Here is a 12,731-nt window from a genome sequence, read left to right as displayed (position 1 = left end):
CAGCAGAATGAATCCTTTCCGATTACCGACAGACGCCAGTCAAAGATTGAACACCGTTCCCGGTTTTCTTTTCAGATAGCTTATAGTTCACGCGACACTGCTGTTCTTTGGCTTTACCCCATTGCACCAGCAAAGTCCCTGAAGGTTTAAGCCCATTGAGATAAACCTGACCGGCTTCTCCGACAATATATCCTTGCTTATCCTGTTCATTAGCCTCCACCACCATTGCGCCAAAAGGAACCGGCTGGCCGTTATGCGTCAGCGTCATGATCCCTCTGCCGCCTACCCGGGCGGAAAAACGGGCATGAACAATCGCACCTCGTGTGGGCACTACACTTTGAGTGCTTAACGCCAGATCGACATCTTCAGACAGCGTGGTGGTATCAAGCGCAATATCTGAGCGACGATAAGGAGCAACGTTCGGTACAACGGTATAACCACGGAAATCCGTTTTAACGCCGGTCTGGTTAATTAACTGTACGCCGCTGGCGCCTTCCGCCTCCACTAACGCTGCCGTATTGCCAAAGGGCTGGCTCAAAGTGACGCCTTTACTATGGATAATCACGCCGCCCTCGGCACCATAGCTCACTCTTTTCATCGTCTGATCATAGCCATAACCGGCGGTGACCTCACCGTAAGTACCGCGATAATCGGCGTCAAGATTGCCACTGTTGCCCGTCCCCTGGCTGGCATACCCCTGGCGCAGGTTCCAGGCAAGGTTGTTGTTTTCCAGCGCCGTACCGCTCAGGCCAGCGCTGTGGCTGACGCTTCCCGGTTTGCTGCTGGTCACCGTATAGTTCGCCCAGCTGTTGGGCAGCCAGCGACTCAGCGGCATAGAAACGTTGAAGGAAAAGATCCGATCTTTGGCGTCAGTGCGATTGCCGGAGAAGTCAGACGAATTACGGTTAAAGCTGTAGCTTACGCCGTAGCTGATGCCGTTATAACTGTTGTTGTAGCTGGTAGAAACCGACTCCATCCGGCGGTTGGTACGCCAGTAGTCTTCCCGTAACAGGCTGAGGCTCAGGGCGCCTGCGGACTGGCCCAGATGCTGGTTCAGCGTCAGCTCCGTGCGGTTACGCGCCTGTTCCCGGTACAATGAGCTGTAGCCTGAACGCCAGGTATCCATCAGCTCGGGCAGAGAATAGTAATCACGGGTCGAATAGCGGTAACCGGCAATGGCAAAGTTAGTCCCCGTTTCATAAAAGTTTTTACTGTAGCGGAGTCGTACGGACTGGCCGTCGGTTTTGCCCTGGTCTTTTACCGTTGACCAGGCATTAATCACGTCGGCAGAGAACGCGCCCAGGCCGCCAAAATTTTTACCGATGCCGAAGGCGAGCGACTGGTAGTTTGCGGCAGCCTGTAAGCCGCCAAACAGCGTAATATTCCAGGGCAGGCCGTAGATAACCGTCGCCTGGCTGAAATATCTTTCATCAACGGCGCTGTCGTAAGGACGATAGTTACCCGTGGTGAAGCTGTATTTAAGATAGCCTTCACGCGCCAGTACCGGCAGGGAAGCATAAGGCACAACCAGATTCTGCTCACTGCCATCGGCTTCTTTGATGGTGACGTATAAATCACCGCTGCCGCCGGTAGCGTACAGGTCGGCGATCTCAAAAGCGCCCGGCGCAACATAGCTTTGATAAATGATATAGCCGTTCTGGCGAATAATAACCTGAGCATTTGTCCGGGCCGTTCCTCGTACTACCGGAGCGTAACCGCGCAGGCTCTCCGGTAGCATTTCATCATCTGTAACCAGCTGCGCGCCAAGAAAAGGCACGCTTTCGAAGATGTCGGCAGGCGAGGTGCTTTCGCCTACGGTAAGCTGCGCTTTCAGCGGAATAATATTACGTTGCAGATAGGTATAGACGGCATCCCATTTGCCTTTATCTTTTGAGGTGCTGCTGCGGTTCCAGGCGGTGTAATTGCGTAGCCGCCATGCTCCCATGTTCAATCCGGGGCGCAGATTAAGGTACTGGCTGTCGCTGTCGTGAGCATGAATGTCACGGGCATAATTATTAGCCGCAGAAAATCGGTAGTTCAGGAAAAGCGCCGTCAGCCCTTCATCATACTGCTCTGGCGAAATAAATCCCCTGACGCTGGTGCGCAGTGCTGCTTGCGGAATACTTAACATCAGTCGCTGAGTATTAAAATTGAAGGTGACAGAGGCCTGCGGTATCGCGGTAACCGCAACGCATCCCGCCGCGTTCTCTTTTAAATCCGGAAAGGCCGTGGTGCGCACGCCGTAGGAAGCCAGCAGTTGCAGGCTTAAACAGGGCTGTAGAACCTTCTCGCTTGCTGACCGCTCGTGGCTAAAAAAGGTGATTTTTTTAGTTTCGACAAAGCTATCGTTAATAAAAATATCGACTACATAATCGCCCGGCGCCTGAGACTGCGGATTCTCGAATACCGACAGATCGGTTATCTCCGTACTTCCGCTGTTGGTTTGGAGAAAATTGGGGTTGAACATCTCCCTCGCATTAGCCTGCTTTTCAATCAGACCAGCCAGCAGGGCTGGCAGCATCAGTGGCCAAAGGCAACGGCTAATTTTTTTCTTACATCTGGCAGATGAGGTTCCATACATAATCACATTCCATTGCGTAAGTACAGGTGGGTCGAAAGTTGCAAAAGTTAAAAAAACTTTCGTGATTCATCCTTTAAAATTAAAGTGAAGCATGGTGTAGCTCGCCGATACCGCCATAATCATTTATTAACTTCCAGCTGATGCTGCCAGCAACATTGCTGGCCGGAAGTTTAAAGGTTGCGGATGAGCGTGGCGCGACCAGTCCACCTTCGGTAATACTGTTATTATTAATTTTTATAAACATAAAATTCATATAGTAATCAGAAGGGTTAGTAACGGTTAACGTTGTTCCTTCTGTTTTCCAGACCAGCTCATCAGTATGCTTTTCCGCTGTTTCTCCCGCCAGGGCATCTGGCCTGTAAATCAGTTTGAGTCGGGAGCGCACGGCTATTTGCAGCGTGTTTCTGTTCTCTTCTGATGATGAGGGAATAGACTTGATATTGAGCCAATAGAGAGACTCTTTATCCTGAGGCAATGCACGTGCTCCCCGAATAATGCGCAGCAGGTTCTTTTGACCGCCATCCATTCTGAATAAAGGCGGCGTGACAATAAAAGGGGGCGTATCTTTAATGGTATTCCCCTGTTCATCTTCGACCCATGACTGGATTAAATAAGGAGAGGTATCCGGATTTTCTATACCGATCGCTTTTTCTTTTTTGTTTCCTTCGTAAATCAGCCGGCTACCCCCAATAATGACGCCAGCGTTGGCGCCTGAGATACTTAACATCCCAATAAAAAACAGGAAAATATGGAAATGTCGCATGTTTTATCCTCCTGGGAGCGATGGAAAACACCATCCGTAACGGATGGTGTTAATGTTCAGCAAATTAATAATTAACGGTAAAAGTTGCTACGGAGTTAGCCGGACCAGCAGTGACGGTAGCCGCTTTCTGGATATAGCGAGCATAGAAGTCCAGAGTATTGGACGTTGTACCAGAAGTCAGCGCATAGGAAGCTGACTCGGTATATAAAGGCAGAACGCCATTGCTGTCGGAGAGCTGAATACCTACGCCTGTTGCAACACCTGCTTCATCAGTCAAAGCCAGTACAGTGTTATCACCAGCATAGGCGATACCATCAAACTTTATTTTTGCGGTTGCTGCGGTTGCCGGACAGTCCTTCAGGGTAAGACTAAATTTAGTGGTGCTGGCACTGCCGCCCGCCGTTGATCCTACGCCGCTAAACGCGGTTTTATGAACATTTCCCATGATAACATCCATGGTTGTCGCGCCAGCACCGTCGAGGTCAACAGTACAGGCAGTATCGATAATGCTGCCTTTAAAGTTAATTGTCCCGTCTGCGGCAGCTGCGGAAGTGGTAGAGAAAATGGTTAATAGAGCCAGCGCTGACAGCGCGTTATACATTTTCATAGTGCTATTCCTTGTTAATAATAATCCTGATAATGCAATTTAAATAAGCCATTCCCGGTAATCTATAGCCGATATGCTAAAAGCAACGGGAATTATCTGTTGCCTGCAAGCTGATGCAGCGCCGATAATATAATCGTAAGATTTGGAAGTAGTCTATATGAAGCATTGTGAATTTATGTTGTTGATGAGATTCATCTGAACAGACTAAGCTTGGGGGACTTGTGAATCACAGCGTGATTTTGTGAAAGAGAGAACCTTCTGTTCATTAAAACAATTTCAGAACAGTCGGTGTTTTGTTTTGCAAAACAAAAAGGTAATTCGCTTTTTTGCTCTTTCGTGGTGGGGGTGATCCCTTTGGCATTTACAGCATAACTGTTAATCAATGTTATGATGACAGAGATTATCAAAGCGATAAGGATCATCGAGAAGATGTGCCTGCATTCATCTCCGTCCGTGAAAAAAAATCGGATTTCCCCTCGATTAAAAAAAGGAAGGGCCTTCCGGGAGCTCTCCTTTTTCTCCGCTTGTGGTGCTATTTTCATATTATGGATTTTATTGTATGACATTTTAATAACATCATTCTCCAGATCCGTTTCTCTGATTTTTTGGTGTGTTATCGTAATGTTCTGGCATAAGGTTAGCCCCTTATGAGGAACGGTAACAATAAATTCACCACTTAATCCGGCCTGCTTTAAAGTTTTGCGCAATATTGATATGTTCTGGTAATAAGTGTTTTGTGAGACGACAACGCCGTTTTTTTGCCAAACCTCTTCAAGGAAATGCTCCCTGGATATCACGGAATTCGGATTCATTAACAGCAGAGTAAGACAACGGCTGGCAGGCATATTCAGCCTGATTTCCTGGTTATGCATGATATTCCTTATAATGCATTTATCAGGATCAAACGTGATCTCTTCATTGATAATGAAGATCACGCCATTTTTTTTACCGATAAGATTTTTTCCCATAGTTATCACTGATGCCTCCTGCATCTGTCAAAGTCATTGCTGCTCAGTCCACTGTTTAAGATCCATCGCGCCATTTAATGATAAAAATAAGTGAAGCAGGCGCCTGAAGTGGTCTGGCCTATCGCTATTCTTATAGTAACAAGATAGTGAAGTCTACAGCAGGGCTGTTGAATTATATCTTATTCACAGGAGATTTTTTTCAGAACGGCGTTCGCCGATCTTCCTTCTTATCTGCTATATGCAACAGCAGAAAAGATGGCCGCCCATCCACGCATTAAAGAGTGTGAAGCTTTCCTTCTTCTTATGGTTTTTTGTCCTTTTTGATCCGAATGGATAAAATCCATCCGGAACTGTTAATTAATATTTATGGTAGGTGTTTAAGGGAAAACTTTGATGGTTATAATAAAATCAAAAAAGAATAAAAGCGTGAATAAGAAAGATGTTTTATATCGTTTCCAGCCTGCATGGGGGAACTTCAGCATTGCTTTTTTTCTCTGCGTTCCTTGTATCAATGCACATGGCTTAACTCCTGGCGAATCGGAGAAAGCTTGTTCTGCCGCGGGCTTAATGCCCGGCGAAGCGACTTCAGTCGGGGCGTTTCCGACGGTAGGTTCAGGCTGGCTGCAGGCCGCCAGCCTGCCTTCCATATGATTAAGCGGGTCTGCTGAAGCTACGGGCAGGATTTTGATTTCAACGGATCGTGGTAGCATCAGTCCTTTACGGGGCACCGTGACAATAGTGTTCTCGTCCAGCCCGGTTTTTTTTAAACATTTACGCAGCAGGCAAATATTTTGATAGTAAGTATTGGCTGTTACATATTTTCCATTTTTATGCCATATCTCATTCATAAAATCCTGCTGAGTGATTATCTCACCCTGTTTTCTTATTAATTCAAGAAAACACAGGCTGGCCGGGTGGTTAAGAGTAATGGCATCAGCTGTACCGTTTAAAAAAAATAGCTTATTATCAGCCGGGCTAAACTTTATAGTATTATTGATAACATAAGAATTTTTCATGTTCCCTCTGAATATCCTCTTCATATCCCTTTGTATGAATAAAAATACCACATTTCTTTTATTCAGCAACAGAGATTTACGAATTTTCCTAATCGTTGCCAATTAAGCTTATGTCAGAGCGATTAAATGGGTAGGTGGGCACCACCTCGCGGATTACTACCCCCAGTATGATCGCTTCCTGTAGCTGATTACCCTCAATCGTTTGCCCGCAATCGGTGACGATTCGTTGTGGATTATTTCCGATACGCGCCCATTCGCAGCGGCCTGCCACATCAATCAGCACGCGGCTGCCCGCTACGGCAGGCCGGTAACGATCGATAATGCAAAAGCTGCCGTTGCAGGCGCAGAGATAGCAATCATTGTATCTGAATGAAACTAACAATTAGTTATTAATAAGCCAATGATTTTAAGAAGTATTTACCTACTAACTTTTATTATGTGTTTTGTATCGGTTGCTTACTTAAGTTAGCGGCTAACGTGTTAAGTGCTATGGCTGTCGCTGGGAGATATATTTCCCCTGGCGTTAGCAGTAAGCTGCAGACGCCAGGACTTAACGTCGCAAGCGCCGTAAAGCCCGTTCACCGTAGTTAAAAGGGTTTACCGTAGCTCATTTTTTGCTGGGAGTTAGTTTAAGCCGTTCAGAGGAAGGTATAGTTCGGCAGCGCTGTATATGCCTGTAACCGGCTACGCCGGGCGCGCTGAGATGTTTGACATCAGTGTCACTCTCAGCGGCATTCAGGCCTGGCTGCGCACTGCTCGCCAGACTCAATCGCCTCAGGTAGGGAGGCTCAACCGGACTGAATGTCCGCTTTTGCCGAAGCGGACATTCCGACCAGATGCAGCTCCGCTGTTTTGAACTGGATACTCACTTAACACTATCTTGGTTATAATCAGAGCAAAGAATGACAGCCATCAGATTATGGCTTCGTTTATATTATGTACCTTAATGGCACCAATAACCTCTCAGGTATTAGACGTTAGAGGAGTCGATGATATTCTGCCTTCCTTTAATAGCGCCTGCGCTTCAGCGATAAGCTGTCTAAAAGACGGAGAACGGGAGATACCATTGCATCCCCGAATGGCGAGCTAATAATGCCTTTACTGAACAGCCAGCAGCGTCAATCACCGCCTGTAAACACCGGCCAGCCTGCTATCGCCGAGCGGCATGGCTACCCCCTGAAGTCCTGTGTGTATCAGCTCAAGTAGTTCATCATTAATACTTATCCTCAAGCATGAGGTTTATCTTAAAAAGAGAAGTCGCCTATTACAGGGAAGTGTGTTTTTTAATCAACTCCGTGAGTTTTCTAATAAAATTGTTCACAAAACAGCCTTTTTAAATAAGCTTTAGTTATATATAAGTCCTGCCAAGCCTAACACATCGTCTTATAACAAAAACGCAACATTAAGTTACAAACAAGCAATGAATCATTAGATTAACTTAGTTATCATTGTCGACCTCTTAAACATAACTTTACATTTAGCGTTAAAGTAGGCCGCAAGAAAAAGAATAACTCATTGAAATACAGTAAATTTATTGAATCAAGGATTTCTGATCTTAAGGCTAGCGGACAGTATCGCACGTTTCAAACCATCAACCGGATTAAGGGTTCGTATCCGGAAGCCTATACCGGCGATGATGACCAGAAAAAAGTGGTAGTCTGGTGCAGTAATGACTATTTAAATATGTCACAAAATCCCCAAGTTATTGAGTCCATGCATCAAGCAATTGAACAGTATGGCGCGGGATCGGGTGGTTCCAGAAACATTGGCGGTACGCACTCCTATTTTGAAAAACTAGAAAACGCTATTGCTGACTGGCATGGTAAAGAAGCGGCCCTGGTATTTCCTACTGGCTACAGCTCAAATGATGCCACCATTCAGTGCTTGCTCAGACTCTTCGATGACTGCGTTGTCTTTTCCGATGCTTCGAATCATGCATCAATAATCAATGGTATCCGCAGTACTGTTATTGAGCGAAAAATATTCCGTCACAATGATGTTAAAGATCTGGAAAGACTACTTTCAGAGCAGCCTGTTGACCGTCCTAAAATCGTTATATTCGAATCCGTTTACTCAATGGACGGTGACATCGCGCCAGTTAAAGAAATTGTCGCGCTTTCAAAAAAATATAACGCGCTGACCTATATTGATGAAGTTCATGCCATAGGCATGTATGGCCCCAACGGGGCGGGTATTGCTGCCGGTCTTGGTATAGCCGACCAGATAGATATTATCCAGGGAACAATGGCGAAAGCTATCGGCGTTATCGGTGGTTATATTACTGCAAGCGCGCTGATTATCGACGCTATCCGCTCTTTTGCCTCTGGGTTTATATTTACAACTTCATTACCGCCGGCAATCACTGCCGCCTGCTATACGAGCATTCAGCACCTGAAGAGCTCGAACGCAGAGCGAGATGAGCTGCATAAGAAAACAGCGCTGCTCAGGAAACTCCTTCTGAAAAAAAACATCCCGGTAATGCCGATCAGTACCACTCACATCCTGCCAGTACTAATAGGAAGTGCGGATAAATGTAAAAAATCGGCACGTTACCTTCTTGAGAAAAAAGGCATTTATCTTCAGCCTATCAACTTTCCTAGCGTACCGGTTGGCACAGAAAGATTTCGAGTAAACGTGACGCCAGGCCATTCTGAAGCACAAATCTACGCTCTGGCAGATGCTCTGGAAGAAGTGTTCCGCATAATGGACGTGCCTTTTATTCAAAAATCACCTCAGGAGTTAAATACTGTCGCATGAAAGTTTTGGAAACCAGCCCCCCCCTCAGCGCGAAATGCGTGACAGCCGGAACAGCGGATATTGAAGGGTTAATTCGTCTTCGGAAGCTGCTCCTCAGCGACGGCGACGCCCACTATTCTGCGACCTCATCCGAGGAAGACTTAGCGTGGCAGCTGCACTACCAAAAGTGGCTTCTTCAGAAGCTTAATGAACCCACAGGTAATGTGAGGGTTGTGGTTATACATGACGAAGCGGACAACATAATTGCCTGCGCAACGGGCATTCTGGATGAACGAGCGCCCATGCCTGGCATTTTGAACGGCGTGCAGGGATGGATTCAGTCTGTGGTAGTGGCGCCAGAATGGCGAGGTAATGGCCTCGCCAGCCTTCTTCTTTCTGCTTTATTTTCATGGTTTAGCGCCAGGGATGCAGGAAAGGTAGTGCTGCAAACAACGCCAGCAGGTGATGCGCTGTACAGAAAACTTGGATTCAAAAATTCAGGTGAAGATCTTCTGATCAAAATACTGTGAGGAAAAATGGCCGCGTTAAATGTTCTTATTATTGGTCCCGGCTATGCCGGGAAAAGGTATATCAACGCTTTTCAGTCCTTAGAAGGGGAATTCAGGGCGACTGAATTTAACTATGCTTATGTCGCAGTAAGTAAGAAAGATCTGCCGTTCACTTACTATTCTAATATTGAACAAGCGCTTAAGCAGCACCTCCCGGATGTTATTGTTGTGGCGGTCTCAGATGGAAATCATGCTGAAGTCCTTTTCCAGCTGGAGGGCTATAGCGGTTTTATTATCTGTGAGAAACCGCTGGTTAATTCGGCAGACGATCTTCATCGCATCCGGCAGGCGCTCGTCAATACGCTTGGATTCTGTATGGATATGGTTGAAAGGTATTCTGAAGCCACCGACTATTTAAAAAATTATATTCGCGATAACAGCCTCACTCTGCTACGGGCAAACTTCATTTGGGGAAAAGACAGGATACACGACCACAGAACTACCTGTGGCGTACCCAGTGAAATTATTCACTCTCTTGATCTGGTGGAATGGGTGGCGGGCATAAATGAGCATCTGGAGCTTGATGCCGCTATTGGGACAGAATCTAACTTTTCCATATCTGGCGATAACATCCTTGATAGCGTGTCAGTTACTGCCCGGCTTGGAGAAGCCCTTATCACCGGCTATAGCAGCTTTACCAATATAATTCGTCAGCGTACGCTCGATTTTATCTTTTCATCGCCAGAAAAAGAGCTGGTGTATGCCCGGCTGACGTTTGATACGCCTGAGTGGGACAATGACCATCTCAGGCTATGGAAGCACACAAAGCAGGGTGACGAATTGATTCAGGCATTTACCACCTCTTTCGATGAGTCTGAACAGGCGTTAAAAACAATTCAGAAGCTCAGGAAGCAGGTGCGGGAAGTCATTCATTATCTTCTGAATAACTTACCGCCTGAACACGCTTTTGCCGATCTCGATACTTCGCTCAGATTACAGAGGCTGCTTAACACGATTGAGCATAAAGTGCGCCGAATTGGCCCGGCAAACTATGTCCTTAAAGATGAAAGGGAATTGTTCACTGAAGATGGCAGCCTTGAGCAATTAGGCTAGGCGGTTTCACCATTGTTTGAAGGTTATATGAAAAAGATTATTTTCTTATCCATAGGAATGTTCGCTTTAGGTCTGGATGCGTATGTCATCGCCGGTATACTGCCGGCAATCGGACTCACCTATGGCACTAGTGAAGCTCAAAATGCCCAGACCGTCACTGCGTTTACGCTTTGTTATGCTGTTGCCGCCCCTCTGTTTTCCGCCCTTCTGGCCGGAAAATCTGTTCGTAAAATTCTTAGTGTCGCGTTAGTGATTTTTTCCGTTGCGAATATCGGCAGCGCATTAAGTCCCGACCTGCATACTTTATTATTCTTTCGGGCGATTGCAGGAACAGGGGCGGGGCTTTTCTCACCGGTTGCAGCGGCGGCGGCGGCGGCCCTGGTTAGTCCGGAACGTAAGGGCCGCGCGCTGAGCATGATCCTGGGCGGCATGAGCACCGGAACGGTAATTGGCGTGCCTTTGGGGCTAATCCTCTCGTCCCACTTTGGATGGCAAAGCACCTTGTGGCTGGTAACCGTTATTGGTGTCGTTGGGCTGATTGGCGTGGTAGCGGGCTTTCCTGATATCACCGTTTCAACACCGCCTTCGTTATCGGCTCGCTTTAAGATGTTAGGCAATCGTCAGGTAGCTGCAACCGTTGGTGTCACCTTTCTGACGGCACTCGCCAGTCTTGGCCTTTATACTTTCATTGCGCCCGTGCTTAAGAAAGTCTCTGATGTGAATGCTATTACGCCTTACTTATGGGCGTGGGGCATTGGCGGGATGATAGCAAGCTTCAGTGTGGGCCATGTGATCGACTGGTGTAAAAAACCCGCCATTTTACTGGTCTTCATTTTGCTGATTATGGCCCTGTCGCTGTTGAGCATACCGATTACTTCTCAGTATGGGCCGGCGTTCGCCTTTCTCTCTTTCATCCTCTGGGGAGCTACAGGTTGGTCATCGCTTGCTCCTCAACAGCACAGTTTGCTCAGAATGCAGCCGGAGCACGGCGCAGCTGTGGTAGCGCTGAACAGTTCCAGCAATTATTTAGGCGGTGCGGTAGGGACTATCTGCGGTGGGTTACTGATTTCTTACGGCATCCACGCCAGCAACCTGCCTTATTTCGCTGGCACAGTAGCAGCACTGGCCCTGGTGAGCCATCTGGGGATCCTGGCATCACGACGGACTGCGGCTCGCGAAAACTCTTTCAATAATTAAAACAGTTTAACAGGGGCCAACTCAGGCCCCTTTATTTTACAGCGTTTACGGCCATAGTGACTGATCTGTTCAAACCATACCGGCTCTGAATCATCTACACAGCACGCTTAAATCCTGCCGCTATTTTAATCTATTGAAGAGTAATAACAATTTTGCCCGTGTGTTTTTTCCCCTGCATAAAGCGCCAGGCTTCTACCGCATCGTCAAACGTAAAAGTCCTACTAATTAAAGGATGAAGTTGTGCCTGAGAGATAGCTCTGTTCATGTCTTCAAAGTCTTCACGCGAGCCCACACTCATTGGCATAAGCACTGCACCACTTGCATAGATATCCATAAAGTTCAGCATGCTGTTACCCCCGGAAGCAAAGCCAAGCAGAATAATTTCGCCACCCTTCGTACAGGATTTTATGGAGTGAGCTATGGTTCCTGGCCCCCCAACTTCTACAATACGATCCACACCTCTGCCTTCCGTCAATTCTCTGACCTGCTGATACCAGTCGCAATGCTGTGTGTAATTAATTATATGGTCAGCGCCCTGCTCACGGAGTAGCTGCTCTTTCTCCTGAGTTGAGGTCAGGGCAATCACTTTTACGCCCAGTAGCTTTGCAAATTGCACTGCGAACAACGATACTCCGCCGGTGCCCTGTATAAGAACCGTCTGGCCTGCTTTAAGCTGGCGCGGTTTCATCAGGCTGTTCCACGCAGTCACTGCCGCACAAGGCAAGGTGGAAGCCTCTTCAAAAGAGAGATGCTGCGGAATGGAGACCAGCGCCTCCTCACTGATAACTTTATACTGAGTCAGCCATCCATCCTCTTCCAGTCCCCATGCCCCTCTTCCAGTATCCTGAGTTAAGGCGCCAGCCTGCCAGTTAGGGAAAAATATGCCTGCGACTCTGTCTCCTTTACGGAATCGGCTCACATCATCACCTGTCTCGACGATTTCACCGGCCCCGTCAGATAGCGGAATGAGGCCTTTGCGTGGAGAAAGCGTTCCTTTGCCAAAGAGCATTGAGAGATCGCGGTAGTTAAGGCTACAGGCTCTGACTTTGACCAGCACTTCTCTTCGGGATGGTTTCGGCTCGTCTTCAATACGCATATTAAGGGCGTCCAGACTACCAAAGCTGTTGATGCGAAAACATTTCATAATAAAATCCTGTTCTTAATATTTGCAGCATTAACTTTAGACGATTCAGTAAAGAAGATGATATGTAATGTATATGCTGAAAATATAATCAGCTCAG

10 protein-coding genes are annotated in these 12,731 nt (G+C 47.1%); 4 read left to right on the top strand and 6 right to left on the bottom strand.

The features are described 5' to 3' along the window. Window positions 1-22 precede the first annotated feature (22 nt). The 5 genes from ACMGEE_RS17660 to ACMGEE_RS17640 form a co-directional block, all read right to left on the bottom strand. A complete protein-coding gene (locus ACMGEE_RS17660) occupies window positions 23-2,467 on the bottom strand; it encodes a fimbria/pilus outer membrane usher protein (RefSeq protein WP_436830408.1) in 2,445 nt (814 codons plus the stop codon). Window positions 2,468-2,660: 193 nt separating this feature from the next. Then, window positions 2,661-3,344, bottom strand: coding sequence for a fimbrial biogenesis chaperone (locus ACMGEE_RS17655; RefSeq protein ID WP_436830407.1), 684 nt, complete (start codon window positions 3,342-3,344; stop codon window positions 2,661-2,663). Window positions 3,345-3,408: 64 nt separating this feature from the next. Beyond that, window positions 3,409-3,951: a fimbrial protein gene (locus tag ACMGEE_RS17650; protein WP_436830406.1), complete on the bottom strand. Its 543-nt coding sequence runs from the start codon at window positions 3,949-3,951 to the stop codon at window positions 3,409-3,411. 191 nt (window positions 3,952-4,142) lie between these two features. Continuing rightward, on the bottom strand, window positions 4,143-4,919 hold the full coding sequence (locus tag ACMGEE_RS17645; protein WP_436830438.1) for a winged helix-turn-helix domain-containing protein: 777 nt from the start codon (window positions 4,917-4,919) through the stop codon (window positions 4,143-4,145). Between the two features lie 377 nt (window positions 4,920-5,296). Then, window positions 5,297-5,935 carry a winged helix-turn-helix domain-containing protein gene (locus ACMGEE_RS17640; RefSeq protein WP_436830405.1) on the bottom strand — a complete coding sequence of 213 codons (639 nt, stop codon included), beginning with the start codon at window positions 5,933-5,935 and terminating at the stop codon, window positions 5,297-5,299. A 1,515-nt stretch (window positions 5,936-7,450) separates the two neighbouring features. On the opposite strand from ACMGEE_RS17640, the gene hemA reads away from it, so the two are divergent. From hemA to ACMGEE_RS17620, 4 genes are read left to right on the top strand one after another with little or no spacing between them, the layout of a single operon-like run. Next, window positions 7,451-8,692: a 5-aminolevulinate synthase gene (gene hemA, locus ACMGEE_RS17635; RefSeq protein ID WP_436830404.1), complete on the top strand. Its 1,242-nt coding sequence runs from the start codon at window positions 7,451-7,453 to the stop codon at window positions 8,690-8,692. Beyond that, entirely contained in the window at window positions 8,689-9,201 is a 513-nt protein-coding gene (locus ACMGEE_RS17630; RefSeq protein WP_301253268.1) for a GNAT family N-acetyltransferase, read from the top strand. The genes hemA and ACMGEE_RS17630 overlap by 4 nt, the downstream gene beginning before the upstream one ends. A gap of 6 nt (window positions 9,202-9,207) precedes the next feature. Further along, window positions 9,208-10,293, top strand: a complete 1,086-nt coding sequence (locus ACMGEE_RS17625) for a Gfo/Idh/MocA family protein (RefSeq protein ID WP_436830403.1) — start codon at window positions 9,208-9,210, stop codon at window positions 10,291-10,293. A 12-nt stretch (window positions 10,294-10,305) separates the two neighbouring features. Next, window positions 10,306-11,490, top strand: a complete 1,185-nt coding sequence (locus ACMGEE_RS17620) for an MFS transporter (protein WP_436830402.1) — start codon at window positions 10,306-10,308, stop codon at window positions 11,488-11,490. Window positions 11,491-11,620: 130 nt separating this feature from the next. Here ACMGEE_RS17620 and ACMGEE_RS17615 read toward each other — a convergent pair whose 3' ends face one another. Beyond that, window positions 11,621-12,634, bottom strand: a complete 1,014-nt coding sequence (locus ACMGEE_RS17615; protein ID WP_301253272.1) for a zinc-dependent alcohol dehydrogenase family protein — start codon at window positions 12,632-12,634, stop codon at window positions 11,621-11,623. Between the last annotated feature and the right edge of the window lie 97 nt (window positions 12,635-12,731).

This window comes from Erwinia artemisiae (genome assembly GCF_051400835.1).
Taxonomy (GTDB): Bacteria; Pseudomonadota; Gammaproteobacteria; order Enterobacterales; family Enterobacteriaceae; genus Erwinia; species Erwinia aeris.
This window is presented reverse-complemented; position numbering and strand designations above follow the sequence as displayed.

Coding starts and splice junctions, on each gene's coding strand:
- ACMGEE_RS17660 (WP_436830408.1), bottom strand. CDS start 2,467: ATGTTCAACCCCAATTTTCTCCAAACCAACAGCGGAAGTACGGAGATA.
- ACMGEE_RS17655 (WP_436830407.1), bottom strand. CDS start 3,344: ATGCGACATTTCCATATTTTCCTGTTTTTTATTGGGATGTTAAGTATC.
- ACMGEE_RS17650 (WP_436830406.1), bottom strand. CDS start 3,951: ATGAAAATGTATAACGCGCTGTCAGCGCTGGCTCTATTAACCATTTTC.
- ACMGEE_RS17645 (WP_436830438.1), bottom strand. CDS start 4,919: ATGGGAAAAAATCTTATCGGTAAAAAAAATGGCGTGATCTTCATTATC.
- ACMGEE_RS17640 (WP_436830405.1), bottom strand. CDS start 5,935: ATGAAAAATTCTTATGTTATCAATAATACTATAAAGTTTAGCCCGGCT.
- ACMGEE_RS17630 (WP_301253268.1), top strand. CDS start 8,689: ATGAAAGTTTTGGAAACCAGCCCCCCCCTCAGCGCGAAATGCGTGACA.
- ACMGEE_RS17625 (WP_436830403.1), top strand. CDS start 9,208: ATGGCCGCGTTAAATGTTCTTATTATTGGTCCCGGCTATGCCGGGAAA.
- ACMGEE_RS17615 (WP_301253272.1), bottom strand. CDS start 12,634: ATGAAATGTTTTCGCATCAACAGCTTTGGTAGTCTGGACGCCCTTAAT.